Source organism: Streptomyces sp. NPDC002588, assembly GCF_040295925.1.
In the GTDB taxonomy this organism is placed as follows: Bacteria; Actinomycetota; Actinomycetes; order Streptomycetales; family Streptomycetaceae; genus Streptomyces.
Genome location: NZ_JBEOWF010000037.1, coordinates 1 through 25,780, shown reverse-complemented (window position 1 = coordinate 25,780; position 25,780 = coordinate 1). Strand labels below are relative to the sequence as shown.

At 72.3% G+C, this 25,780-nt stretch carries 24 protein-coding genes and 2 pseudogenes; 5 read left to right on the top strand and 21 right to left on the bottom strand.

Translation table 11 applies throughout. The features are described 5' to 3' along the window. Positions 1-106 precede the first annotated feature (106 nt). On the top strand, positions 107-1,570 hold the full coding sequence (locus tag ABT057_RS34340) for a benzaldehyde dehydrogenase (protein WP_352347655.1): 1,464 nt from the start codon (positions 107-109) through the stop codon (positions 1,568-1,570). Between the two features lie 19 nt (positions 1,571-1,589). Here the strand turns inward: ABT057_RS34340 and folE are convergent, their stop codons facing one another. Both folE and ABT057_RS34330 read right to left on the bottom strand, forming a co-directional pair. Then, the gene (gene folE / locus ABT057_RS34335; RefSeq protein WP_352347653.1) at positions 1,590-2,192 is read right to left on the bottom strand and encodes a GTP cyclohydrolase I FolE; all 603 of its coding nucleotides are present in this window, start codon (positions 2,190-2,192) and stop codon (positions 1,590-1,592) included. Positions 2,193-2,302: 110 nt separating this feature from the next. Further along, the gene (locus ABT057_RS34330; RefSeq protein ID WP_352347651.1) at positions 2,303-3,646 is read right to left on the bottom strand and encodes an aminomethyl transferase family protein; all 1,344 of its coding nucleotides are present in this window, start codon (positions 3,644-3,646) and stop codon (positions 2,303-2,305) included. Positions 3,647-4,426: 780 nt separating this feature from the next. On the opposite strand from ABT057_RS34330, the gene ABT057_RS34325 reads away from it, so the two are divergent. From ABT057_RS34325 to purU, 3 genes are all read left to right on the top strand, one after another. Beyond that, positions 4,427-5,770 (top strand): aminomethyl transferase family protein, encoded by a 1,344-nt coding sequence (locus ABT057_RS34325; protein ID WP_352347649.1) that lies wholly within the window; start codon positions 4,427-4,429, stop codon positions 5,768-5,770. Between the two features lie 146 nt (positions 5,771-5,916). Then, on the top strand, positions 5,917-6,789 hold the full coding sequence (locus ABT057_RS34320) for a methylenetetrahydrofolate reductase (RefSeq protein WP_352347647.1): 873 nt from the start codon (positions 5,917-5,919) through the stop codon (positions 6,787-6,789). Then, the gene (gene purU / locus ABT057_RS34315; RefSeq protein ID WP_352347645.1) at positions 6,786-7,694 is read left to right on the top strand and encodes a formyltetrahydrofolate deformylase; all 909 of its coding nucleotides are present in this window, start codon (positions 6,786-6,788) and stop codon (positions 7,692-7,694) included. The genes ABT057_RS34320 and purU overlap by 4 nt, the downstream gene beginning before the upstream one ends. On the opposite strand, the gene ABT057_RS34310 is transcribed toward purU, so the two are convergent. From ABT057_RS34310 to ABT057_RS34210, 19 genes and pseudogenes are all read right to left on the bottom strand, one after another. After that, entirely contained in the window at positions 7,673-7,894 is a 222-nt protein-coding gene (locus ABT057_RS34310; RefSeq protein ID WP_352347643.1) for a hypothetical protein, read from the bottom strand. The two genes, purU and ABT057_RS34310, sit on opposite strands and share 22 nt — an antisense overlap. 172 nt (positions 7,895-8,066) lie before the next feature. Next, entirely contained in the window at positions 8,067-8,684 is a 618-nt protein-coding gene (locus tag ABT057_RS34305) for a TetR/AcrR family transcriptional regulator (RefSeq protein ID WP_352347802.1), read from the bottom strand. A gap of 115 nt (positions 8,685-8,799) precedes the next feature. After that, positions 8,800-10,383: an FAD-dependent monooxygenase gene (locus ABT057_RS34300; protein ID WP_352347800.1), complete on the bottom strand. Its 1,584-nt coding sequence runs from the start codon at positions 10,381-10,383 to the stop codon at positions 8,800-8,802. Further along, on the bottom strand, positions 10,380-10,946 hold the full coding sequence (locus ABT057_RS34295; RefSeq protein WP_352347641.1) for a hypothetical protein: 567 nt from the start codon (positions 10,944-10,946) through the stop codon (positions 10,380-10,382). Before ABT057_RS34295 ends, ABT057_RS34300 begins: the two co-directional genes overlap by 4 nt. Before the next feature lie 556 nt (positions 10,947-11,502). Then, entirely contained in the window at positions 11,503-12,102 is a 600-nt protein-coding gene (locus ABT057_RS34285) for a cysteine hydrolase family protein (RefSeq protein ID WP_352347639.1), read from the bottom strand. A gap of 123 nt (positions 12,103-12,225) precedes the next feature. Further along, a complete protein-coding gene (locus ABT057_RS34280; protein WP_352347637.1) occupies positions 12,226-12,975 on the bottom strand; it encodes a glucose 1-dehydrogenase in 750 nt (249 codons plus the stop codon). Positions 12,976-13,038: 63 nt separating this feature from the next. Beyond that, the gene (locus ABT057_RS34275; protein ID WP_352347635.1) at positions 13,039-13,458 is read right to left on the bottom strand and encodes a CBS domain-containing protein; all 420 of its coding nucleotides are present in this window, start codon (positions 13,456-13,458) and stop codon (positions 13,039-13,041) included. A 222-nt stretch (positions 13,459-13,680) separates the two neighbouring features. After that, a complete protein-coding gene (locus ABT057_RS34270; protein ID WP_352347633.1) occupies positions 13,681-14,139 on the bottom strand; it encodes an Hsp20/alpha crystallin family protein in 459 nt (152 codons plus the stop codon). 47 nt (positions 14,140-14,186) lie between these two features. Beyond that, the gene (locus ABT057_RS34265) at positions 14,187-14,474 is read right to left on the bottom strand and encodes a DUF1876 domain-containing protein (RefSeq protein WP_352347798.1); all 288 of its coding nucleotides are present in this window, start codon (positions 14,472-14,474) and stop codon (positions 14,187-14,189) included. A 33-nt stretch (positions 14,475-14,507) separates the two neighbouring features. Then, positions 14,508-15,857, bottom strand: a pseudogene (locus ABT057_RS34260) (nicotinate phosphoribosyltransferase); the annotation flags it as partial. Between the two features lie 40 nt (positions 15,858-15,897). Continuing rightward, a pseudogene (locus tag ABT057_RS49275) lies at positions 15,898-16,352 on the bottom strand (Rv1733c family protein). Between the two features lie 190 nt (positions 16,353-16,542). After that, a complete protein-coding gene (locus ABT057_RS34245; RefSeq protein ID WP_352347627.1) occupies positions 16,543-18,882 on the bottom strand; it encodes a heavy metal translocating P-type ATPase in 2,340 nt (779 codons plus the stop codon). 127 nt (positions 18,883-19,009) lie between these two features. Beyond that, the gene (locus ABT057_RS34240) at positions 19,010-19,228 is read right to left on the bottom strand and encodes a ferredoxin (protein WP_352347625.1); all 219 of its coding nucleotides are present in this window, start codon (positions 19,226-19,228) and stop codon (positions 19,010-19,012) included. After that, a complete protein-coding gene (locus ABT057_RS34235; protein ID WP_352347623.1) occupies positions 19,225-20,556 on the bottom strand; it encodes an NADH-ubiquinone oxidoreductase-F iron-sulfur binding region domain-containing protein in 1,332 nt (443 codons plus the stop codon). Before ABT057_RS34235 ends, ABT057_RS34240 begins: the two co-directional genes overlap by 4 nt. Next, complete coding sequence (locus tag ABT057_RS34230) at positions 20,553-21,239, bottom strand: ferric reductase-like transmembrane domain-containing protein (RefSeq protein WP_352347621.1); 687 nt, start codon at positions 21,237-21,239, stop codon at positions 20,553-20,555. The genes ABT057_RS34235 and ABT057_RS34230 overlap by 4 nt, the downstream gene beginning before the upstream one ends. Further along, positions 21,236-22,210 carry an FAD:protein FMN transferase gene (locus tag ABT057_RS34225; protein WP_352347619.1) on the bottom strand — a complete coding sequence of 325 codons (975 nt, stop codon included), beginning with the start codon at positions 22,208-22,210 and terminating at the stop codon, positions 21,236-21,238. The genes ABT057_RS34230 and ABT057_RS34225 overlap by 4 nt, the downstream gene beginning before the upstream one ends. Then, a complete protein-coding gene (locus tag ABT057_RS34220; protein WP_352347617.1) occupies positions 22,207-22,623 on the bottom strand; it encodes a hypothetical protein in 417 nt (138 codons plus the stop codon). Before ABT057_RS34220 ends, ABT057_RS34225 begins: the two co-directional genes overlap by 4 nt. A gap of 108 nt (positions 22,624-22,731) precedes the next feature. Beyond that, entirely contained in the window at positions 22,732-24,084 is a 1,353-nt protein-coding gene (locus tag ABT057_RS34215; RefSeq protein ID WP_352347615.1) for a sensor histidine kinase, read from the bottom strand. Further along, a complete protein-coding gene (locus ABT057_RS34210) occupies positions 24,081-24,794 on the bottom strand; it encodes a response regulator transcription factor (protein ID WP_352347613.1) in 714 nt (237 codons plus the stop codon). Before ABT057_RS34210 ends, ABT057_RS34215 begins: the two co-directional genes overlap by 4 nt. A 413-nt stretch (positions 24,795-25,207) precedes the next feature. Between ABT057_RS34210 and ABT057_RS34205 the strand changes: the two genes are divergently transcribed. Continuing rightward, entirely contained in the window at positions 25,208-25,690 is a 483-nt protein-coding gene (locus tag ABT057_RS34205) for a roadblock/LC7 domain-containing protein (RefSeq protein ID WP_352347611.1), read from the top strand. Positions 25,691-25,780 lie beyond the last annotated feature (90 nt).

The following is a 25,780-nucleotide window of genomic DNA, read 5'->3' as shown; positions in this document are numbered from 1 at the left end:
CGAGTGCGGCTGTGAGCAACCGACGAGCGGAACGGGTGAACATGCGGCATTAATCATAATGTAGATGCACAAAAGCCATCAGTGGGTCGATGTGGGAGAGCGTGCCATGACCGCCACCAGCGGGGAGACATGGCCGGACGCGGCCGAGTGGACCGGGAAGATCTACAGCGACGGCTGGCGGTGGTCCGAGGGCGGAACCCAGTTGGTGAACGAACCCGCCACGGGACGGCGCCTGGCCGAGGTGGGCGTGGCGTCGCCCGGGGACGTCGCCCGGGCCGGTGTCTCGGCCGCCCGCGCGCAGCGGGGCTGGGCCGGGACACCACCTGCGGAGCGCGCCGAGGTCCTGCTCCGTGCCGCCCGGGAACTGCGCGACAACAGCGGTGCGATCCGGGAGTGGATCGTCAGGGAGTCCGGGGGCGTCCCGGCGAAGGGTGACTACGAGATCGCGGCCGGACTCGGCCAGCTGGCTCAGGCCGCCGGGATGTCGTCGCTGCCCCTCGGCGAGATCCTCAGCCCGTCGGTACCCGGCCAGGCCAGCCACGCGTGGCGGGTGCCGCTGGGGGTGGTCGGTGTCATCAACCCCTGGAACGCGCCCCTGCTGTTCGCCATGCGTGCTCTCGCGCCCGCCCTCGCGCTGGGGAACGCCGTCCTGCTCAAACCCGATCCGCACACACCGGTCTCCGGTGGCGTCGTCGTGGCGCGGCTGTTCGAGGACGCGGGACTGCCCGAGGGGCTGCTCCATGTCCTGCCCGGAGGCCCTGGCACCGGTGAGGCCGTCGTGGCCGACCCCCATGTCGCCATGGTCTCGTTCACCGGCTCCGCCCAGGCCGGGCGGGCGGTCGCCCGCGCCGCCGGTGACAGGCTCAAGCGGGTCGCCCTGGAGCTGGGCGGCAAGAACTCGATCGTCGTCCTCGACGACGCGGACGTCGACGCCGCCGCGGCGGCCGGCGCGATGAGCACCTTCGGCTACCAGGGGCAGGCGTGCGTCGCCGCCGGACGCCATGTGGTGCACGTCGGCCTGGTGGAGGCGTACACCGAGGCACTGATCGGGCACGCGAAGGCGCTGCGGGTCGGCGACCCCCGCGAAGGCGGTGTGGCCCTCGGCCCCGTGATCAGTGAGCGCCAGGCCGCGAAGATCGAGCGCATCGTGGAGGAGAGCGTGGCCGCCGGCGCCCGGGTGCTGGTGGGCGGACGCCGTGACGGACTGTTCTACCCGCCCACCGTCCTGGACCGTGTCGAGCGCACCATGCCGGTCTTCCGCGAGGAGATCTTCGGGCCGGTCGCCCCCGTCGTCGCCTTCCGCACCGACACGGAGGCCGTCGAGATCGCCAACGACACCGAGTACGGCCTGACCGCGGCCGTCCACTCCCGTTCGTTGCCGAGAGCCACCGCCCTCGCCGGACAGTTGCGCACGGGCATGGTGCACATCAACGACGTGACCGCCAAGGACGCCGCGAACGCGCCCTTCGGCGGGATGGGAGCGTCGGGCAACGGCTCCCGCATCGGCGGCACCGCCAACCTGGAGCAGTTCACCCAGTGGCGCTGGACGACGATGCCCGGCACGGCCTGACCCGCCCGGGGCCGGTGGCTCAGCGAGCCAGGATGAGGCTCATCGCCTCGGCGCGAGTCGCGGACTTGCGCAGTCGGCCGCGTACGGCGGACGTCGTCGTCCGGGCGCCCGGCTTGCGGATGCCGCGGGCGGACATGCACATGTGCTCGGCCTCGATGACCACGATGGCGCCGCGCGCGTCCAGAATGCGCATCAGGGCGTCGGCTATCTGCCCCGTGAGACGCTCCTGGACCTGGAGCCGGCGTGCGTACACCTCCACCAGCCGTGCCAGCTTGGACAGCCCGGTGATCCTGCCGTTCGCGGCGGGGATGTACCCCACGTGTGCCGTGCCCCGGAAGGGCAGGAGATGGTGCTCGCACAGGCTGACGATCTCGATGTCCCTGACCAGGACCATCTCGTCGTGGCTCAGTTCGAAGGTGGTGGTGAGGACGTCTTCGGGTTCCTGCCGCAGTCCGGCCAGGATTTCCCGGTACGCCTCGGCCACGCGCGTGGGGGTGTCACGCAGCCCTTCTCTGTCCGGGTCTTCGCCGACGGCGATCAGCAGCTCGCGGACGGCGTACTCGGCTCGCTTGGCGTCGAATGCGCACTGCGGCAATCCGGCGGGTGGTTCGGGGCGCGTCATGGGTGTCTCGTCTCAGGGCCGGGATGTGTGCTCGCGGTTCCGGGACACCCTCCCGCCCCGCGTGGCGATGGGGTCGTGATGTGCGGCGGGAGGTGCCGGAACCGATGTCGTCAGTGCCTGTCGGCGGCGAAGGGCCGGCGGGTGACGGTGGCGCGGATCGTGGTCTGCGAGTGGCGTTCGACGGTGGGGTTGGCGGATCCGCCCCCGGGCTCGCCCCAGACCAGTTCGACCTGCCGGCCGTACTGCACGTCGTCGTCGATCATGACGATGGAGATCCAGCCGCGGACGTTGGAGGTGTAGCTGCACAGCGTGGAGAGCCCGACGAGGCGGCCGTTGCTCTCGACGCGGTCGAACTGCGAGGCGGCGTAGAAGGCGGCAGGCATCTCGATGTGCTTGAAACGCCTGTCGCCCTGCTCGTACTGGCCGGCGAAGACGCGGGCGACGTCGTCGCGGTGCCAGGCCAGCCACGCCTTCCTGCGGTGCTTGCCGTCCCGCATGCGCTCCAGGGCCTCGCGGCCGATGAAGTCGTGGTCGAACTTCAGGATGTGCCCGTAGCCGAGATCCCAGGGGGTGACGTAGTAGTCCTCGACGCGGTCGGAGGCGAAGCTGCCGCCGAGGGAGAGGTTGGCCTCGAAGCTCCTGACGCCCAGCCATTCCCGGTACGGCCGCATGCTCTCGCCCGAGTACACGGCCGGAACGGTGCTGGCGATCCAGCCGGACTCGGTGGCCACGGAGGCGTAGGCACGGGCGCCGATCTGGCGGACGCCGAAGGACTCGCCGGCTTCCAGGATGGTGTTCCGGACGTCGTCGATGTGCTCGTAGGGCCCGAAGAACTCCAGCCCGGGAAAGCCGGACATGCGGTGGTTGAGGGCGGTGACCTCGTGCTTGCCGATGTTGAACTTGCCCATGCTGAAGAAGGGGATGTCGGGCATGGGGCCGCCGTTGACCTTCTCGAAGATCGCCGAGGCGTGCGGGCCCTGGAGCTGGAGGCGGAAGAACTCGCGGCCGTTCGGGTTCTGCGCGGTGCGCTCGTCGCGGCGCAGCGTGACGTCGTAGCCGCCGGTCTCGGCGTGGAACTGGACCCAGTTGAGGGCCGGCGGGCGTCCGACGAGACGGACCAGGTTGTCGGCGAGGCAGAAGAGGATGCAGTCGCCGACCATGTAGCCGTCGTGGTTGACCGCGATGAACTGCTTGGCCTTCATCGGGCCGAAGCCCTGGAAGGTGTTGGCGCCGACGTCGGACAGCAGGCGGTAGCAGTCGGGGCCCTGCACGGTGAGGTCGGTCATGTGGTGGGACAGGTCCATCAGCGCCGCCGAGGTGCGCCAAGCCTCCTGCTCGTCACGCCAGTTGGTGAACTCGGCCTTGATCGGGAAGGGATAGGCGCCGGAGCGGCCGCTGCGCAGCAGGGCCAACGGGTTCCCGGCGGCCTGGATCTGCTCTTCGAGGTGTGCCATCGGTTTCTCCATGTCGTCGCGATGCGTCGGTGAGGCGGCAAGGGCGGGCCGGCCGCTGCGGGGGCGGCGGGGCGAGGCTGTTTGCGGCGTCCGGCGTCGTGAGGGACCCGGCTCGGGGATGCCGAAGCTGGTGAGTCCGGCCAGGGCTTGCGCGGGCGCGCCAGGGGGGGGCGGAAGCCTTCGTCGGCGAGGTGAACCGTACCGTACGGTACACCTCTGACCCTCGCAAGGGACGAGCGCTGATTCCCGCCTTCGGCCAGTGGCCCGGTCGGGAGATCGTGCCGGCGCGCACGGCCTGACGAACCGCCGTGACCTGCGACGAAGAGCTGTCGTCCGGTGGCCGCCGACGGGCCGGGCGCGTGGCCCGGCTGCCGCCCCGCCGCTGCCCGGGCGGCCCCCGGAGTCGCGGGCGGAGAGGCGGCCCGTGCGCGTGCCGAACCGGCCCCGGCGTGGCCACCCCCGCAATGAGGACCGCCCGAGGGCGGCCTCGTCGATGAACTTGAGCAGCGAAACGACAGGGACTAGAACGATTAAGTCTTCCGTTGTAACCTGCCCGCTATATCGATTTAGCTTGTGCGGGTCGGTGGACCGGCGTGCGGAGAAGGGCGGTTCGAGGTGCGGGCCGCCGTCGCGCGCCGAGTCGGCCGGTAAAGGCGCTCCGCGCACCTCGCCCGGGCTCGACACGTCCCGGCTTCCGTCCCGGACGCGTCCGCTGTGTGGCGAGCCGCACTACTAGATCGATTAAGTACATTGGGATGGACGACCCCGACAGGAGCCGCAATGGCACACTCCAGTCTTCAGGACGGCATCGACCAGGCCGGTTCGCCCATCGGCCTGCTGTGGAAGCCGAACGCCGAACCGTGGACCCCTGAGGTCGTCGCGCGCGAGTTCGTCGGCTGGCGTCAGGAGCAGGCCGCGTGGCACGAGGGCGTAGCCCTCCTCAACCTCTCGCACCACATGTACGACATGTGGATCGAGGGCCCCGACGCCACCAGGGTGCTCGCCGAGTACGGCGCCAACAACTTCGAGAAGTTCGCGATAGGCCAGGCCAAGCAGTACGTACCCGTGACCCGGGACGGCAAGATCGTCACTGACGGCATTCTCGCCCGCCATGCCGAGAACAAGTACCTCCTCAGCGGGATCCCGGCCGCGCAGCACTGGGTGCGGTACCACGCGGAGAAGGCCGGCTACGACGTCGGCTTCGTCACCGACCCGTCCTCCGCCTTCCGCCCGGGCGGCGGAGACCCGAAGCTGTTCCGCTACCAGATCCAGGGACCGCTGGCGCTGGAACTGATCGAGAAGGTGTTCGGCGGCCCGCTGCCGCAGACCAAGTTCTTCCACACCGCCCCGGTCACCCTGGACGGCCGCTCCTTCGAGGCGCTGCGGCACGGCATGGCGGGCCAGGCCGGTTACGAGTTCATCGGCCCGTGGGAGCACGCCGCACACGTGCACGAGGCGTTCCTCCAGGCCGGTGAGCCGCTGGGCCTGGTCCAGGTCGGCGCGCTCGCCTATGCCACCCCGAGCGTGGAGAGCGGCTGGGTCCCCTCACCCGTACCCGGCATCTACACCGATCCCGAGCTGGCCGAGTACCGCGCGTGGCTGCCGTTGTTCGGCATCGAGGGCAAGCGCCCGCTCAACGGCAGCTTCTTCTCGGAGAACATCGAGGACTACTACGTCTCCCCGTACGAACTGGGCTACGGCAGGCTGATCCACTTCGGGCACGACTTCCACGGCCGGGACGCCCTGCTCAAGGCCAGGGACGAACCCCAGCGCACCAAGGTCACCCTGGTCTTCGACCCGGACGACGTACGACGGGTCGTCGGCGGGGGCGAGGACCCCGGCTTCGTCCTCACCTACGCCCGCCACCGTGTCGAGACCGCCGCGGGCCTGGTCGGCACGACCATGCAGACCGCGTCGATCGACCCGGCCGGCACCGTCCTGGCCCAGTCCCTGGTCGATTCCGCCCACGCGGCGCCCGGCACCGAGGTGAGCGTGGTCTGGGGCGAGCACCCCGGCCTCGGTACCGACCCCGAGGCCGACCTCGGGTTCCCCCGCATCCGCGCCACGGTCCGGCCCAGCCCCTACGACTCGCACGCCCGCACCGAGTACCGCCGCGACGCGTAGCCCGGAGGCCGGCCGGCCGGAGGCGGTGAGGTGGGTCCGGCCGGCGCCACGGACCCGGCCCGGCCCCGCCTTCCCCCGCCGGGCCGGAGTCCGCGGACGGCGACCGGGCCCGACGTCCCGCGTTTTCCTTACCGACAAGGAGCACGATGAATCCCCTCAGCACAGCCACGTCGGCGGTGAGTACCTCGCTGCTGGACGACTTCTCCCTGGAGATGACCGGCAAGGACGTACCCAAGCTGGAGGAAGCCCGGGACTCGATCCCGCCGGGCACCCGCATCAACGTCACCTTCCTCGCCAACGAGAACCTGCAGATGCGCCTGGCGGCCTCGCGGGCGGTGAAGCGCCTCGGTTTCGTGCCGGTGCCGCACCTCTCCGCCCGCCGCCTCGGCTCGCAGGCCGAGTTCGAGGAGTTTCTCGCCGCGCTCCGGGCCGACGGAACCTGCGACAACGTCTTCACGGTCGGCGGCGACCCCACCCGCCCCGAGGGGCCGTACGAGGACTCCCTCGCCCTGATCGAGTCGGGGCTGCTCCAGGAGTACGGCGTCCGCCAGGTCGGAATCAGCGGCTATCCGGAGGGTCACCCGGCCATCTCCGGGGACGCGCTGTGGGCGGCCCTGCGCAACAAGAGCGCGGCCCTCGCCGCCCAGGAGCTGGACGGCGCCGTCATCACCCAGTTCGGTTTCGACGTCGACCCGGTCCTCGCCTGGATCGAACAGGTCCGCGACCACGGCATCACGCTCCCGGTCCGCATCGGAGTCCCCGGCCCGGCCGGCGTGCGGCGCCTGATGTCGTACGCCGCCCGGTTCGGCGTCGGCACCAGCGCGTCCATCGCCAGGAAGTACGGCCTGTCGATCACCAATCTGATGGGTACCGCGGGCCCCGACCGGTTTCTGCGCGCGCTGGCGGAGGGCTACGACCGGGACCGCCACGGCGAGATCAGGATTCACTTCTACACCTTCGGCGGCCTGCTGGCCACGTCCGAGTGGATCGCCCAGTTCAGGAAGGACAACCTCGTATGACCGTCACGCGGGCCGCTTCCGCCGACACGACCAGGAAGAGCGGGGGAGTGGGGCACCAGGCGTCGCTGATCGTCCAGGGTGCCGACGCCACCGGGATCGTGGCGGCCGTGACGTCCGTCCTCGGCCGGCACGGCGCCAACATCGTCTCCCTCGACCAGTATTCGGACAACCCGGAGGGCGGCGCCTTCTTCCAGCGCACCGTCTTCGGCCTCGACGGGCTACAGGCCGCACTGCCCGCTCTGCGTGCCGACTTCGACGAGGAACTGGTGAGGAAGTACGGGCTCACCTACACCCTGCGCGACCTGTCCGTGCCGAAGCGGGTCGCGATCTTCGCCTCGAAGTCCGATCACTGCCTGCTCGACCTGCTCTGGCGGCACCGACAGGGCCAGCTCCCGGTCTCCGTCGCCATGGTGATCTCCAACCACCCCGACACCGCGGAGGAAGTGCGCAACTTCGGGATCCCCTTCTTCCACGTCCCCTCCATGGGGGCGGACAAGTCGGCGGCCGAGGCCGAACACCTGCGCCTGCTCAAGGACAACGTCGACTTCGTCGTCCTCGCCCGCTACATGCAGATCCTGTCGGCGGGGTTCATCGAGCAGGTGGGGGTGCCCATCATCAACATCCACCACTCCTTCCTGCCCGCTTTCATCGGCGCCGGCCCGTACGCCAAGGCCAAGGAACGCGGAGTGAAGCTGGTGGGCGCCACCGCCCACTACGTCACCGAGGACCTCGACGAGGGCCCGATCATCGAACAGGACGTCGTTCGGGTCAGCCACGCCGACACCGCCGCCGAGCTCACCCGCCGGGGCGCGGACGTGGAACGCGCCGTTCTCTCCCGTGCCGTGCTGTGGCACGCCGAGGACCGGGTCATCCGCAACGGGAATCACACCATCGTCTTCGCCTGAACCACGTCTCGCACCACGTACCCGGCCAGGAAAACGCCCGGAACAGCCGGGCCCGCGCCGCCGAGCGGGTCGCCGAGGTCGCGGGCACCGGACGAGTGCCAGGCCTGGTGACCGTCCTGGTCGGCGACGACCGGGCCGGCGCCGTCCACGTCGCGGCCAGACGGCGGGCCATCCGCGAAGCCGGCATGCGCGGCTTCCACCGCCGCCTCTCCCAGCAGGCCGCAGGAGGAAGTCGCCGCCGTCGTCGACGAGTCGGCGGCCGACCCGGACGTCTCCGGAATCCTCCTCCGGATCCCGCTGCCCCCGCGGAGTGGCCGGTGCCACGTCACCCGGTGCGGCGGGGTGCGGGGCGCCGGTCGACCAGCGGGGACGTCACGCCGTGGAGGTGGCGGGGCCCACCGAGACCCCGTGCAGGAAGACCTCTACCGCAGTCGTGATCGACGTGTGAACCTCGGCATCGGTCCGCTTGACCGGAGCGTCCGTCAGCAGCCGCATCTGGGCGTCGCCGAGCATGGCCTGGTACAGCTGCTCCGCCGCTCGCACGGGATCCTCGACCTTGATCGTCCCGTCCTCGCAGGCCTGCCGGATGCAGCGCGCGAGCACCGCGTGCCCGGCACTCGGCCCGTGCTCCGAGAAGACCTGTCCCAGCCTGGGAATGCGAACGGCTTCGGCGGTGACCAGGCGGTGCAGGGCGATCGCCTCCGGGGTGAGGACGATGCCGGCGAGATGCTCGCCGAGCGCGACGAGCGTCTCCGTGAGATTCGAACTGCGCGGCGTGAAGGTGTGAAGCGGCCCCGACCACTCGTCGCAGAGCGCCTCCACGGACGCACGGAACAACTCGCTCTTGTCGGCGAAATAGCGGTAGAGGGTCGCTTTGGACCCGCCCACCGCCGTCAGGACGTCCTCCATGGAGACACCTGAGTAGCCGCGCGCGATGAACAACTCGCCCGCAGCCTGCGTGATGAGCCGTCGCCGGTCCGTCGCTGTCATCCTCACGCCCGTCATGTTAGGCGAGCTCCCGGCGGGAATTTCGACGTCCGCACAGAGGACAAGTACCTGGAGACGCCGGCGGCGTTCCGCACCGCCTGATGGAGGTCGCCAGGCGTCATGGCCCGACCGGTGACGGCGCCGTCGCGCCGATCAGTGACAGCCAGCCGCTCAGCCCGGCCGGGTCGGAGGTTCCGCAACGGAAGCCGACATGGCCGTCCGGGCGGACGGCCACCAGACCGCGGCCCGGGCTGTTCGCCAGTCGCAGGACGGTGACGTGCCGACCGAGCACCGCGTCGGGCGGAGGGTCGGCATCGCGCTGCAGCAGCAGATGGACACCGGGGCGGGCCAGTAGCGCGTGCAGCCGCCGTGGGGGCCCGCCGATGCTGATGGTCGCGTCCGGCAGGCGGTCTCCCGGGCGGGGAGCGCCACGCAGGCGGGGTGCTCCTTCCACCGACAGGGGGCTGCGACGGTAGTTCACCTGTAGCTGGGAGATGAGACGGATGCCCTCGGCGACCAGCCGTCGCCGATGCAGCAGGACCGGCACGGCCGGGGCCGCGCGCACCGCGGCCACCGCGCGCAGCCATGAGGGCACCGTGCCGGTCGATGCCTCAGCCCAGAACGCCGTGTGCGTCAGCAGCAGCCGTCGGCAGGCGGCCGGCCTGCGCTCCCTGTCGTAGGAGTCGAGGAGGACTTCGGCACCGGGTCCGCCCGTCGACTCGCTCTCGGGGCGGCTCACCGCGAAGGCGAGCTTCCAGCCCAGGTTGACCGCGTCCTGGATACCGGCGTTCATCCCCTGGCCGGTGGCCGGTGAGTAGTTGTGCGCGGCGTCCCCCGCGAGGAAGAGCCGCCCCTGGCGGAAGCGCCGGGCGAGGCGGTACTGCAGAGGCACTCGTGCGGACCACGCGAGACGCTCGATCCGGGCGTGCGAACCGGCGCCGTGCAGGAGTCGTTGGAGTTCGGCAGCCGGGACGGCGGGTCCGGGTCGGCCGAAGTCCTGCCAGGACCCGCCGTGACCGGCCCGCGTCGCCAGCAGCCGCCAGGCGGCCTGCTCTCCGAGAGGGAAGAGGAACAGCAGTCCTCGGCGCCCGACGAACAACTGGGCACCGGGCCCACCGAAGTCGCCGCCGAGGTCGAGATCGGCGAGGACCACCTCCTCGTCGTAGGGCCCGCCGTGCCACCCGATGCCGGTGCAGGCCCGCACGGTACTGGCCGGTCCGTCGCAGCCCGCGACGAACGGACAACGGATCTCCTCCGTACCCTGCCGCGAGTGCAGCACGGCCCACGCGCTGTTCCCGTCGTCGCGGACGGTGACCAGTTCGGTGCCCCGTTCCACCGCCACCCCGCGATCGGCGAGCGCCCGCGCCAGCACTCTCTCGACGTCCGTCTGCCGCATCAGCGACAGATGCGGGAACGCCGTGTCGGGCAGCGCGAGGTCCGCGAGCCCGGCTTCGACGACGCGGGAGCCGAGGTGGAGGGCGGCTGTCGGGGCGGTGTCCGCCAGTTCCAGCAGGCTGTCCGTGATGCCGAGTGGCCGCAGGACCTCCAGGGTGCGTGGGTGCAGGATGAGCGCACGGGACGGCCGGAACACCTTGGGGCGCCGCTCGACGACCCGGACCCGTGCTCCGTGGTCGTGGGCCTGCAACGCCAGGGTGAGGCCGGTCGGACCGGCCCCGACCACGAGGACGTCCACGGTCGTCACACCGTGCCCCGGACGCGCCACCATGTCGCGGCGTCGTCCCGGGCCAGGCCGTCGGCAAGCCCGGGGTCGGCGAGGACGTCGTCGCGGCGCAGCCCCGGCAGGACGGCGTAGCCGATCGAACCCGGCACGCCGACCAGCGCCAGCACCCGCCACAGGGAACGCGCGTAGTGCTCGGCGCGCTCCGGGCCGTCCCACTCGTAGACCCCCCGATAGCGGCCGCGTTCGTCGTGAGCCAGCCACAGCTTCGACGTGAAACCGGGAAAGCCGACGAACAGAGGGGTGTTCAGCAGGCTCTCCGCACGGAACAGGGCGTGCGCGGGCCCGCGGACGAGGCGCAGCCTGAAGGTGACGACCAGCGTGCACGGGTCCTTCGCCAGGCCGCTGCCGAGGCGGGTCTCCCGGTACACCCGGGCCGAGGTGCCGTCCGCGAAGCGGAGCCGCGTCCCAAGCCGTTCCTCCGACAGACGGACCTGGTGTCGCGCGAGCAGCGGCAAGGTGGAGAGGAAGCACGCGGCCACCCCTCGCCACGCCTCTCCGGGAGCGAGGGCTTTCTGTACGCCCATGGTGTGGCCTCCTCACAACGATCCGTGCCGGGCCGACGCCGCCCGTCTCCGGTGCCGCGGAGATGTCGTCGACCCGGTGGCCCAGTTCGGCGAGGACGCCGACCACCCCGTCCATGCCCTCGCGCAGACGTGCGATGACCGGGCTGAGGGACTTGCGTTCGACGGTCCCCTTCAGCGAGACCCGGTATCAGACCCTCGGCCGTCGCCGCCTCCGCCTTCGCACGGGCGGCGGGCCGGGGACGCAGGACCGGCAGCAGGCCCGCCGGGTCCAGCTGCGCGGCCTCCTTGCCTCGGCCAGCAGTTTGGCGATCTCCTTGAAACCCGTGTCCCGTCGTACCCGGACGACCGATGCGGTCATGAGGTCGCTCACCGTCCGGTGCCACATGGGTTCCGCCTTCTGATCTCGTACGCGCCCCTCCTTCCACTCTCCGCCCGGCACACAGCCGCCGCATGTGCCGGGCGGTCCAGCCGGTGGCCTGCCGCCTGGACCTGCTGGGGAGCCGTCCGAGTCGCACCGGCTCCTGAGCGGTCTGCGTCGGCGCGGGCGCCGACGGGGTCAGTCGGGGATGTCGTCGGCTTTGCCGACGACGACCGCGAACAGGTCGGCGAGACCCGCGAGCGAAGCCGACTGGAGTTCCGAAGCCGGGACCGGCACGCCGTTCGAGCCGGCCAGTGTGCGGGTCGCGGTCGCGGCCGCCACGACCGTGGGCCGGTAGCCGAGATTGAAGGCGTCGCGCGCGGTGGAGTTGACGCACATGTGCGTCATGAAGCCGGCGAGAACGAGGTCGTGCCGGCCGGTCTGCCCCAACTGGGCCTCCAGATCGGTCCGGAAGAACGAACTGGGGTGGTTCTTGACGATGACGGGCTCCCCGGGTGCGGGTGCCACCTCGTCGGTGATCCGGCCGACATCGGCACTGAGGTCGTACGGCGAGCCCGCGCCCGCGTCGTGCATGATGTGGAAGACCGGGACACCGGCCGCTCGCGCACGTGACAGCAGACGGGCCCCCTCGGCCAGTGCCTCCTCGACGCCCTCGAGTCGCATGACGCCCTGCCGGTAGGTGTTCTGGCAGTCGATCATGATGAGAACGGATTCCTTCAGCGCCGCCGGCCGGTCCCCCAGACCGAGCAGGCTGCGCAGGGTCGCGGATGCAGGCATGGTTCTCAGCTCCCTTCGGGTCCGATACCACCCACTCTCGAACCGGCCACGCTGCAACTCCGCTGCAAGCCCGCTGACCTGCCGATCCGCATCGCCCCGATCAGGGTTGGTCCGGCGGTCGGATCACCGGGAGGACGTCAGAGGGGTCGGCGGGCCGACGGTGACGCCGCCGTCCAGGACGAACTCCACGCCGGTCGAGAAGGAGGCGTCGGCGGCGATGAAGAGCACCATGCGGGCGACCTCGTCGGGCTCACCGAACCGGGGGAGGGGCTGTGCGGCCGTGAAGGAGTCGTCGAAGCCGGCCGTCATCGCGGTGCGCACAGCACCGGGATGGACCGAGCAGACCCGGATCCCGTCCGGAGCCAGTTCCAGAGCCGCGGCCTTGGTCAGACCGCGCAGTCCCCACTTGCTGGCCACATACCCTGAGATGCCCGCGTATCCGGTGATGCCGGCGATCGAGGAGATGCTCACGATCGCGCCCCCACCGGCCCGGCGAATGGAGGGGGCAGCCGTACGCACACCCAGCCAGGCGCCTTGGAGGTTGACGTCGATGACCCGGCGGAAGGATTCGAGGGGCTGCTCCTCGATCGTCCCCCACTCGAGGATGCCCGCGTTGTTGACCAGCACCGATACCGGGCCCAGCTCCCGCTCGGTCTCCGTCACCGCTCTTCGCCAGTCGTCCTCGGTGCTGACGTCCAGGTGCGTGTACCGAGCGGGGGCGCCGAGCTCGGCCGCCAGTTTCGCTCCTTCCGTGTCGAGGACATCGGCGACCGTCACGGCCGCGCCTTCCTCGGCGAACAGCCGGGCCACAGCGGCGCCTATTCCTCTGGCTCCGCCCGTGACGATCGCCACACGCTCGTTGAGACGTCCCATCACGACCTCCTGCCTGAAGAAGTGTCCCGACGACGTTTCGCCTGAGGGGCGACGACAGGGCGGTCAGGACGTCGCGCAGACGGCCTCGACGAAGTGGCCCACCTGGTCCTCGGGAAGGTGGCGTGCGAGATCCGCCTCGCTGATCATGCCGACGAGGCGATGGCCGTCGATCACCGGCAGTCGGCGGATCCTGTGGTCCTCCATGGTGTGCAGGACCTGGCCGACGTCGGCCCTGGCGTCGATCGTGACCGGCTTGCCCTGCTCCAGCTGGCCGGCCGTCATGGTCCTGGGGTCCTTTCCCCTGGCGAGACACTTCACCACGATGTCGCGGTCGGTGATGATCCCGTGGAGCCGGTCGTCCGGCCCGCAGATCGGCAGGGCTCCGACGTCCAGTTCCTTCATCCTGCGCGCCGCGTCCTGAAGCGTTTCGTTCTCGTGCACACAGGTGGCACCGGCGTGCATGATCTCCCGGGCAGTCGTCATGGTCGTGTCCTTCCGGCGTCGTCTTCGGCGCGGGAGGAGTCCGTGGAGTCTGACCCGCCCCGGCCGGTCTCGTCCTCAGGACCAGTGTCGACCGCTCGTCCACCCGGCGCACACCGGGGAGCAGGCGGCCGGTGCCACGCGGGACGGGCGGCGCACGGGACCGACCAACTGCGAGGCCGCCTGACCGGCTCCCGTACGGCCGTCGACCGAGTGGTCCCCGGGTCAGCCGGTGATCTCGATGCGCTGAGCCTTGCCCTTCTCGGTCTTGGGGACCTTCACCGTGAGGACACCGTTGGTGAGATCCGCGCTGATGTGCTCGGTGTCGGAGTTCGGCGGCAGAATCGTCCGGTAGTCGAACTGGCCGATGTGGCGGGTCTGCCGGCGGACCGTCCCGGTGTGTTCCTTTTCCCTGATCTCGCCGTGGATGTCGAGCTCGCCTTCGGCGACCTCCACGGTGATCTGATCCTTGTCCACTCCTGGCAGCTCCAGTTCCACCAGGTAGGCGTCCGCGGTGTCCTCGATGTCGGCCAGGGGTGCCCATGGCTCGGCCGCGCCGAACCCGGGGAAGCCGGCACCGGGAAAGGCCGCGTGCATGAGCTGGTCCACCCTGGTACGCAGGTCCTCCAGCTCCCGCAGGGCCGCCGGAAGCCCACCTCTGCTGTGTCGCACGGGATGTGTCATGGCTGATCGCTCCTTGCCTTCTACCGTGGGGGTCGTGCCGCCGTTGGTCATGTGGCCCACCCGGCGGCCTTTCGGCTGCTCGGCCGTGGTGCGCCCACGACCTCGATGTCGTGCTCGGCCGTCTTCAGCAACTGCCGGGCCAGGTCGTTCAGGGCCCGGCCGGCGGCCAGTTCGTCACCGATCTCCGGAACGTCCGTGTCCGCCGGATGGCAGTGCGCGGCCCCGCGACCGGTGAGCTCCGTGGTGCCGGTGTCCAGGACCAGACGGGCCTTGGTCGTTCCTTCGTCGTCCTCGAACAGATGAAGACGAACCTTCCATTCCGACGTGTGCGGCATCGTTCTCCTCCTCAATCCGGACGGGGTTCGTTCGGGCATCCGGGGCCGTGCGGCGGCGTCCGGCAGTCGTTCCTCGAGGCGGCGCCGCACGTGCGCGGTGAGCGTGCCCAGCCGCTCGGAGGTGGTCGCGCGGGGCGCGACGGGCGCCCGGATCCGGCGGGCGGCGGAGGGCAGCTCCTCCAGGTCCGCGGTGAACCTGCCCCGGCACTCGGCGAGCGTGGGCCTGGGGCCGGTGCGCCGTCCGTTCCGCATCACCGTCTCCAGCAGGGGAACCCCGTCGTCCGGGGGCCGCTCGTCGGCGAGACCGATCACGTCGGCGCCGCCGGGGCGGCGGAACACCTGCTTGCGGCCGGGTGCCGTGACCTTCGCCGACGAGAGCTTCATCACCGGGCGGCCTTCGAACTCCACCAGCTTGTACGCGGAGTCCAGGTACGGCGCGTCGGCCGACACACCGATGCGGGTGCCCACGGCGTACGTGTCGATCGGTGCTCCGGAGCGGACGAGGTCGTCCACGGCGTACTCGTCGAGACCGCCGCTGGCGACGATCCGTACGTCCGGCAGACCCGCTTCGTCGAGTATCGAGCGTGCCCGTACCGCCAGGTCCCCGAGGTCGCCGCTGTCCAGCCGTACGGCGGAGCCGGGCCCGCGGTCCAGGTCTCGCAGCACGCGTGCCGCGACGCGGACGCCTTCCTCCGTGTCGTAGGTGTCCACCAACAGGGTCACCGGACCGGGGTGGCACCGGGCGAAGGCGCGGAACGCCTCCTCCTCCGAGGCGAAAGCCTCCACGAACGAGTGGGCCATCGTGCCGACGGCGGGGATGCCTTCAGCGGTGGCCGCCGCCACGTTGCTGGTCCCGGCGAAGCCGACCATCGCTCCCAGCCGAGCGGCCTGGAATCCCGCCTGCGGACCGTGGGTGCGCCGCAGGGAGAAGTCGACGACCGGGTGACCGGCCGCCGCGAGCACGCAGCGCGCGGCTTTCGAGGCGATCGCCGTCTGGTGGCTGAGCTGGTTGAGCACGTACGTCTCGGCCAACTGCGCCTGCGGCAGCGGCGCGGTGACCTCCAGCAGCGGCTCCCCCGCGAGCACGATCCGCCCCTCCGGTACCGCGCGCACCTGGCCGGTGAACGTCAGGCCGAGCAGCGGCTCCAGGTCTCGTCGCGGCCGGTGCAGCGCGGCGGCGAAGGCGTCGACGTCCTCCTGGCCGACGTGAAAACCGGCCAGATGGTCGAGTGCCGACTCCAGCCCCGCCGCCACCAGGAAGCCGCGTCCGGCGGGCAGGTCGCGGACGAAGAGGCTGAACGTCGCCGGGCCGGTCGTCCCCTCCCGCAGGTAGGACATGGCCATCGTCACTTCGTACAGATCGGTGGTCGTCGCATCCGACATCGGGGTCACCTCCTGGGCCCTCGGACCCGGTCACCTTGCGTCACCGGTGGAAGCGCGCGGACCACCCGGGCTCCACCCGCTCCCACTCCGTGTCCCACTGCGCGTACCTTCTGCGGTCCAGGACCAGACGTGTACCCGTCCAGGCCGCGTAGGACCCGGCGGCCACGCCGAACCCCGCCAGACCGCCCACCAGCCAGCCACTGGTCGTCGCATCGAGCGTGCCCGCCGGTGCGGTGGTGACGGTTCCGCTGCGGTCCACCCACACACGCACAGCGGCTCCCTCGGGAGTCCCCGGCTTCACGAGGGCGGCGCCCGTCCGCACGGCGCGGTGACCGCGACGGTCGGCAGCCCGAGGACGAGGACGACGGTCAGGATGCGACGGAACCAGCACTCGAAGATGTCGGACGCACGCCGCAGGGAGTCCGCGCCCCTGGGCGCGTGATCCCCACGCCTCGACGGCGGACCGGATGTGTACGGCGGACCTTGCGTGCTCACGACTGGGCCTCCAGCAACTCGCCGGCCGTCCCCCACCACCTGTTCCCACCGTCCGACGGCAGCGGTCCGGGGCACAGGGCCGAAAGTCCCTGTCGAGCCGGCTTTCGGCCCAGGCCCGCCGGTTGCCCTGGCTCACCGGCCGATCAGGAGCTTCGCCGGCCGCCGCGGTAGCCGGGCGGTCGGCGCGTTCTCACGGGGCCAGCGAGAAGTAGTTCTCCTCTTCCTGCGTGAAGTGCAGGCGCAGGACGGTGTTCAGTCCGTAGAGGCAGGAGCGCAGGTCGTCGAGCTGGCCGGGCGTGAGGCCGCCGTCGGCGTGGGCCAGCCGCAGGTGGGTGGCGATGCGGCGGGAGAGGCGTTCGATCTCGGCGTGGGCACGGCTCATGGTGGCGGTGGCCTCGGGGCCGCCGAGCGCGGGGGCCAGGGCCGGATAGAGCTGGTGCTCCTCGGCGTACTCGTGGGGCAGCAGCCGCTCGGTGAGCAGCCGGTGTGTCTCCTCGACGGCCACGAGTGCCTTGGAGCCGGGACTGTCGGAGAGTCGGTCCGCGGCGTCGCGTACGGCTTCGAGCACGTCCTGGAGGTCGTCGTGCTCGGCCGCGAAGCGGTGGATGAGTGCTTCGGCCGTGGGAGTGAGGGCCGGTCGCACCGTCTGATCGACGCGCAGGGCGCGCAGGGCGTTCAGGATGACCGCGACGTCGATGCCCTCCTGGAGCACAGCGCCGACGGCCGGCGGGAGGAGGCCGAACGCGGCCGCGGCCATGGCGGCGAGCGACATCAGCATGCCACCCAGCGCGCTCTGCACGGCGATGTGCCGAGCGCGTACGGCGATGGCGACGGCGTCGGCGAGACGGTCGACGCGGTCGGTGGTCAGGACGATGTCGGCGGCCTCGGAGGAGGCGGTGGAGCCGCTCGCCCCCATGGCCACACCGATGTCGGCCGCGGCGAGGGCGGGGGCGTCGTTGACTCCGTCGCCGACCATCACGGTGACCGCACGTTCGCGTTCGGCGCGCACGACGGCGACCTTGTCGGCCGGGCCGAGCTCGGCGCGCACGTCGTCGAGACCGAGGACGGCGGCGACCTCGTGGGCGGGTTCGGCGCGGTCGCCGGTGAGCATCAGCAGCCGTTCGATGCCCGCCGCCCGCAGGTGGCGCAGGGTGCGGGGCGCGTCGGGACGTACGGGGTCGCGCAGGAGGACGGCGCCGGCCGGTTGCCCGTCGACGGTCAGCCAGGCGACGGCCGCGCCGTCGAGAAGCGCACGGTTGTCGACGGCCCTGGCCCAGGACGGCCGTACGTCCGAGGTGTCGACGCGGCCGACGGAGATCTCGTGCCCGTCCACGGCGCCCGAGGCGCCCCTTCCGGGTTCCTCGGTGACGTCCGACGGAACCGACAGCTCCAGCTTGCGTTCGCGGGCCGTGTCGACGATGGCCCGGGCGAGGACGTGCGGCGAGTACTGGTCGAGGGACGCCGCCAGGCGGAGCACCTCCGCGGGCCTACGGCCGGGAGCGGCTGTCACGTCCAGGACGCGGGGACGGCCGCCGGTGAGGGTGCCGGTCTTGTCCAGCAGCAGCGTGCGGGCGCGGCCGAGGTTCTCCAGGGCGCCGCCGTCGCGGATGACCACTCCGAGGCGGGAGGCCCGGGAGAGGCCGGAGACGATCGCGACCGGCGCGGCCAGCAGCAGTGGGCACGGCGTCGCGACCACCAGCACGGCGACGGCCCGTACCGCAGAGCCGCTGACGAGCCAGGCCAGTCCCGCCACCACGAGGGACACCGGAAGGAACCAGGCCGCGTAGCGGTCGGCGAGCCGCACCACGGGCGCGGACTCCGCCCCGGCCTGCCGGGCCAGCCGCACGATGCCCGCGTAGGTGCTGTTCTGCTCGGTCGCGGTCGCGCGCAGTTCGAAGGCCCCGCCCGCGTTGACCACCCCGCTGCGGACCGTTTCGCCCTGCGGTCGTTCGACCTGGAGGGGTTCACCGGTGAGCACCGATTCGTCGAGGACGGCGGCGACGCTCTCCACCCGGCCGTCGACCGGGACCACTTCCCCCGGCCCCACCACGAGGAGGTCGCCGACCTCGACCTCGGCCGACGGCACCGCGTCCACCCCGGCGTCCGTACGGCGGCGTGCCGAGCGCGGTGCGTGTTCCAGCAGGGCACGCAGGTCGTGTGAGGCGCGCCGCTGGGCGGCGGCTTCGAGGGTGCGACCGGTGGCGAGCATCAGCGCGATCAGCGCCCCGGCCAGGTACTCGCCCACGGCCAGGGTGCCGGCGAGCGCCAGCACGGCGATGAGGTCCACGCCCGCGTGCCCCTGCCGCAGCGTGGCCAGCACCCACCCCACCGCGGGCGCGACGGCGGACACCGTGCCCAGGCCCCAGAACAGGTTCGCGAGGCTGTCGTCCCCGACGAACCAGGCGATGCCGCCGGCCGTCAGAGCCGCTGCCGTGACGACCAGCAACGCAGGCTCCAGCCGCAGGGGGACGACGAAGCCGGCCAGACGGCGCAGCCGCGCGGCAGGAGTGGGGCTGGTCGGGTTGTCCATGGCGCACCTCGGTCCGTCTGTCGCGGCGACCTCCGGTCCTCGTCCATCACATCGCGGCGACGGCGGATCCGGCAGGGGACGAACGGCCCCGTTGCCAGGGCCGAACGACGGGGTGGAGGCCTGTTGGTCAGGTCCGGTCGTCGTCCGTGTGCAGGGCGAGGACGGGGCAGGCCGCGACGGCCCGGCGGGCGTGGGCACGCAGCCGGTCGGGGACGGTCGTGTCCTCGAGGACCGGGTATCCCCATTCGTCGAGGCCGATGAGCTCTGGGAGGAGTTCGGCGCACAGGCCCTGCCCCGTGCAGGCGATGCGGTCGATGCGCAGGGTGCGGGTGCGGGTGCGGCTCATCGCCAGCTCTCCGGGGCGGTGGCGGGTGGCACGGGGAGCCGGGGCGGCTGATCGGCGGCCGGGCACGTGCCGTGGGCGAGGTGGTGGGCGACGTCGTCGGCGAAGGCGTCCAGGGCGGAGGCCGCCAGGCGGGCGGCGCCGTCGGGATGGCGGCAGGCGCCCCGGTCCGGCAGCAGGCCGACGCGGCGGCGCAGGCGGGACAGCAGGGCCGTGTCCGCCCGTCCGGTGGCCAGGGCGGTGAAGTCCTCGGCCACGGCCGGCAGGCCGAGGTGGCAGGGGCCGCACTGGCGGGCACTGTGCGCGGCCAGGAAGCCGAGGATGCGGGCCGTCTCGGTCAGGCCGCAGGACGCCTCGGGCAGTGCGACGAGCACGCCGGCGCCGGGTGCGGCGCCCAGCGGGGCCAGATCGTGCCGGGTGAGGGGGGTGTGCAGATGCCCGGCGGAAAGCCAGGTTCCGGCGAAGCCGCCGAGCAGGACCGCCCGTAGCGGCTGCGTGACCCCGCCGGCCTGGTCCAGGACCGTGGCGAGCGGTGTGCCCAGTGCCACCTCCAGCACAGCGGGGGCGCGGGCGGCACCGGAGACGGTGACGAGCAGGGTGCCCGGCTCGTCCGGCGTGCCGGCCTGCCGGAACCAGGCCGGTCCGTACCGGGCGATCAGGGCCAGATGCGCGAGAGTCTCGGCGTTGTGGACCAGGGTGGGACGCCGGCCGACGCCCCGCTCGTGTGTGCGCGGCGGGCCGCCCTGGGGCCGGGCCGGGCCTCCGTTGAGCCACCGCACCAGGGAGGTCGACTCGCTGGAGACGTAGAAGTGCGGGAGAGCGTGCAGACACAGCCGGACCTGGTCCACGCGGGCGCGTCGGCGCTCGTCCACGGCGGCGCTCAGTCGCCGGTACCGGTCGGCGCGGCCGCGGGGCAGACATACGTGGACGGTGTCCGCGCCGACCGCCGTGGCGGCCAGCACGGCGCCGTCCAGGACGAGATGGGGAGCGACGGCGATCAGGAACTGGTCCTTGCGGCTCGGCGGTTCGCTCTCCATGGCGTTGACGACGACCACACGGCGGCCCCGTCGTGCGGCGACCGCGCCCAGCTTGCGGGCGGTCGGGAACCCGGCGCCGCCGCGCCCGGTGAGCCCGGCCGCCGCCGCGGCCTCCACCAGCGGCAGGGAGCCGCGGTCGCCGGTGGGGGGCGGCCCGTAGCGCCTCAGATGATCGGTCAGGTCGGCCGGCCGACGGGTGGCGTACCAGCCCGCCAGCAGCCGGGCGGCGGCCGGATCGCCCGGTGCGGGGGAGAGGGGGCGGGGTGCGGAACGGGCCGCGGCCGAGGAGTTCACCGTCCACCCCCGAGAAGGACCGCCGTCGAGGCGGCGCGCTGGGACCAGCCGGGCTGCAGCGGCCCGGTGGTGAGGAAGGCGGTGAGCACCACGGGTACGGCCGTCGCCGCGACGGCGGCCGTCAGGCGCCCGGCAATCCGCCCTGGACCGGCCTTCACCAGCCGCCACCACACGGCTGCGACCGCCGCGCCGAGACACCCGGCGTACAGCCACAGCTGGAGGGGGAGCCGGGTGTCGGTGCCGGCGCCCACCCCGTGGAAGAGGGCGAGCGGCCAGGCCGCGTACGCCAGCCGGTGCACGGCTTTCCAACGGCGCACTCCCAGGCGCCGGCGCAGCGCGCTGGTGACCGCGACGGCCAGCAGCAGATCCAGTGCGGCCGTGCCGAGGCCGAGCCACAGTGGACGGTAGGAGGCCCCGAACGGCACGACGGACACCGCCCACCCGAGGTGGACGAACGGATCGAGCACCGCCGTCACCACATGCACGACGAGGAACACCAGCGTGAGCAGGGACAGGTTGCGGTGCAGCACACCGAGCTCGAAGCGGCCGACCCGACGCGGCCGGGCGCGCCCGCCGGAGACGATGCCCAGCACCACGGTGGCGGTGAGCAGCAGCAGGGCCAGGGTTCCGCCTGCGCGACTGGCGTACCACAGGGGGCTTCCGGTCAGGGCCAGGGTGGTCATCGCGGATCTCCGGGGGTGGCTCGGGAGGCGGTGGCGGAGTCGGGCGGCCAGCCGCCGAGACACACGACGCGGCCGTCGGGGTCCACCAGCCGGGCGGGCAGAGCCGTGCCGCGCAGCCAGTCGACCGCCCTGTCGCCCAGCACGATCGCCGCCGTACTCGCGGTGTTGGCGTCCACACAGGTCGCGGCCGCGACGGTGACGGTGCGCCAGACGGGGGCGGCGGGTTCGCCGGTGGCCGGGTCGACGATGTGATGCAAGGTGCGTCCCGCCCGCTGCCAGGTGCGTACGCGGATGCCGGAGGTCGCGAGGGCTCCGCCGGTCACCGCGACGGCGGGACCATGATCAATGGCAGGCCCGGCGTGGTCGTCGGCGAGGGCGATCCGCCAGCCCTCGTCCGGGGCCGGACCGGCCACCGTGAGGTCTCCGCCGAGACTGACCAGGATTCCGCACCCGGTGGCCGCGGCGGCGCGGTGGGCGGCGCGGTCGGCGGTGAGCGCCTTGGCGGTCGCACCCAGGTCGAGGAGGGTGCGCGGAGGCAGACGCAGCCGCCGGGAGCGCGGGTCGAAGACGATCCGCCGCCATCCGGGCGCGGGCAGAGCAGGTGACAGCGGGCGGGTGTCCTCGGGACGCAGGGACGCGAAGGTGCGGTCGTAGCCGAGGGCGGTCATGGCGCGCCCTATGGTCGGGTCGACGGCACCGTCGGTGCGCCCGGCGGCACGGAGAGCGGCCTGGAGCGCCTCGGCGAAGCGTTCGCTCACCGTCGTCGGGTTGCCCGCGTTCCGGTTGACGCGGGTGAGTTCGGAGTCCGGCCGGAAACGGCTGCAGGCGAGGTCGACGGCGGCCAGTTCGGCCCGCAGGACGGCCTCCGCGGCCGGCAGGGCCTTCGGGTCGGTGACGAGCAGTACGGCGGTGGTGCCGAGCGCCGGGAACACGGCCTCGGCGGGGGGCGGTGCGGGAGCGCGGGTGGTCATGACGCCCCCGTCGTGGTGTGGGGCGGCTGCTGGGTGGGAGCGGGCGGCTGCGCCGGGGGCTGCGGTGCCGGCTGTGACGCCGGGCCGGCTCCCGCGTCGTCCTCGCCCAGGTCGCCGTCACTGTCGTCGTCCTCATGACGGGCCGTGCCGCCATGATCCACGCCATTGCTGGATTTCGGGGCGACGGCGGAGGACGCTGCCGGATTCTGGTGGGGCGTGCTCGACGGTACGGGCGACGCCGAACTCCCGGGGAGCAGGTGGGTGTAGAGGCCGCCCAGGGCTGCCGCACCGGTCACGGCGGCGACGGCGATCCAGCGGGTGAGCCGGCGGCTCCGCCGCAGACCGCGATCGCGTGCGCGTGCCCGGTCTGGCGGGGTCAGGGGCTGGTCGAAATCGTCGGGAGAGGGGTACATGGCAGCGGCTCCTGGTGGATCGGCGGCCCGGAATCGGCTGTGCATCTCCAGGCTGTGCCCACGGCACCCGGGAACCTGCTCACGCACTCTTCGGAACCGGTAAAGATCTCAGGGCCCTCCCGCCCACAGGGGCAGGTCCAGTACGACGGTCAGACCGCCGCCCGGCGTGTCCTCCAACCGGGCGCTGCCTCCGTTGACGGTGACCAGCCGGTGGACGATGGCCAGCCCCAGACCCGTGCCCCTGGCGGAAGGATTGCCGAACCGGCGGAACGCGACCGCCTTCGCCTCGGCCGTCATCCCAGGACCGTCATCCCGCACCCGCACCCGGACCGAACCACCCGTCGCCCGGTGGTCGACCGTCACGTTCCCCCCGTCCGGAACGGCGTCCACGGCGTTGGCGATCAGGTTGTCGAGGACCTGCTCCAGGTGACCGGCGCCCAGCGAGGCGGACAGGCCACGCCCCTGCGACGCCGTCAGCCGGACGCCCCGCTCCCCGGCCACCGGCGACCACGCGGCCACCCGCTCCCTCACCACCTCGTCGACCCGGACCGCGGTCGGCCGGGGCGTCGCCTGCTCCGCGCGCGCCACCGCCAGCAGCCCGTCGACCAGCCGGGACAGCCGTGCGATCTCCTCCTGGGCCGCGTCCAGCTCCGCCGCGGTGTCGCCCTCGGCCCCGGCACCCAGGACGTCGAGCCGCAGCCTCAGCGCGGCCAGCGGGGTGCGCAACTGATGGGACACGTCGGCGATCACCGCCCGGTGGCCGTGCACCAGAGCCTCCGTACGGGCCGCCATGGTGTTGAACGTGGCGGCCAGACGGCGTACTTCCGGCGGTCCGCCGCCGTCGATGTCCGCCCGCTCGTCGAGCGCGCCCTCGCCCAGCTTCCGGGCGGTGGCGTCGAGGGCGGACAACGGACGGCTCACCCAGCGGGCGAGGCGGACGGACAGCAGCACGGACGCGGTGAGCCCCGCGGCGCCGATCGCCGCGGACCACCCCCAGATCGCGGCGACACGGCCGTCGAGCGGGGCCGCGGAGCGGGCCAGGACGACCGCGCCGGCGGGCCGGTGGACCTCTCCGGCCGGTTCCGCCGCCAGCAGCCGGCCCTCGTTCTCCGGCGGTTCCGGCTCGTGCCCGGCCAGCACATCCCCCACCAGCTCCTGTGCCTCCTCACCCTGGGCCGCGGTACAGGGCGTACTCGCCACCAGACGGGTGGAGGTGTCGTACACGGCGGCGCAGTCTCCCGCCCGTGCCGCGGCGTCCAGCTCCCGGCGCATGCCGGTCGGCGGCTTGCGGTCGGAGAGATGCTCCTCGGCCGCCGCGGCGATCACGCGGGTGGCGGCCCGCTGATCGTCGCGGAAGGCGACGCGCTCACGTGCCGTCATCAGTACGGCCAGAGGTACCACCGCCAGCACCAGCAGCACGGTTGTGAGGGTGAGCAGCGTCCAGGTGATGCGCCGGGTCACGGCCGCTCCCGTGGCGGACGGGCCCCTTCGGTCGCACCGAGCCGGAATCCGTGCCCGTAGACCGTCTCGATCAGTCCGGGCACGCCGAGCTTGCGGCGCAGCGCCGCGATGTGCACGTCCAGGACCTTCGTGGGGCCGTACCAGTGGGCGTCCCAGGCCCGTTCGAGAATCTGTTGCCGGCTCACCACCCTGCCCGGGTCCGCGGCCAGGCACTCCAGGATGCCGAACTCCTTCGGCGTCAGCGCGATCGGCCGGCCGTCCACCGAGACCTGCCGGGTGCGCAGGTCCAGCGCCAGCGGCCCGTTCCGCAGGATCTCCGGACCGGCGGGGCGCCTGCGACGCAGGACGGCCCGGATCCGTGCCAGCAGCTCGGCCAGCCCGAACGGTTTGACCAGGTAGTCGTCGGCACCCTCGTCCAGGGCGACCACCCGGTCCGCCTCCTCGCCGCGCGCGGTGACGGCGATGATCGCGGCATCCGACCGTGCGCGCAGCCTCCGGCACACCTCGACCCCGTCGATGTCGGGCAGCCCCAGATCGAGCAGGACGACGTCGGGGGACACCGTCGTCAGGGCCGCCCGGCCGGTACGAACCGCCTCGACCGCGTATCCGGCCTGCCGCAGGCCACGCACCAGGGAATCCCCGATGCTGCGGTCGTCCTCCACGACCAGCACCCGCGTCTCCTCGCTCAAGCCCGCGACCTGCCCGTTCATGCGTCAGACCCGCTTTCGGACGGTGAGACCGGCAATGCCCCACGTCATCCAGTCTGCGTCTCCGGCCGGCCCGCGCCACAAGGGGCCGTTCGTCCCTGTGTCACCGTCCGGCGGACGGTGATCCGGTGGTTGACCCGACTCTGCGACACCTGCCCGGGCACGGGACCGGTCGCAAGGTGGAGAAACAGTCCTTGACCTGCGAATACACAGGTAAGGCGCCTGACTTCGAAGGTGTTCCTCCGGGCGGTGCAGCATGTTCCAAAGGAAAATGCCAAAACCGTCACCTGGGCCCCGTACGTTCCGTAGTCTCGGGGTTACGCTGGCCTTCGGCCGCGTGCACCGCCCTGCCAACCACCCTGCTCCGCCCCGTACTTGAGCCGCTCCCGTCGCAGGCGCGCGGAAAGGACATGGTCATGGCCGTCGAGGCCGAGGTTCTCAGCGAACTGCACCGGCTGCGTACGCGCATGCCCCAGCTGACCGGGGCACTGGCTGCCAGCGCCGACGGGCTCGTCCTGGCCCGGGACATGCCGGACGTCGAAGCGGAGTCGCTGGCGGCGCTCACCGCGGCGGCCCTCGGCGTCGGCCGCCGTATGGCCGACCTCGCGGCCCGCGGTGAGTTCCGCGAACTGCTCGTCCGCGGGGCCGGGGGATACGTCGCGACCTACGCGGCCGGACCGACCGCCGTGCTCACCCTGCTCGCCGACGACCGGGTCAACGTCGGCCGGCTGCACCTCGAGGGGCGGCGCAGCGGCAGCCGCATCGGTGAACTGGTGGCGGCGGCGTTCGCGGCCGACCACCCCCTCCTCCCGGAGGAACCGGAGTCACCCTCCGTCCGGGGCCGGATCCTCGGCGCCCTGCCGGTCCGTATCCCACCCCAGTCCCGGCACCGCCCCTAGGGCCCTTCTGATGGATCTCCGCGGCGTCGCGACGCCCGGCACGCACTCTCGCCGCACCGGACAAAAGCCCTAGTAGCTCCGCTACGAGGG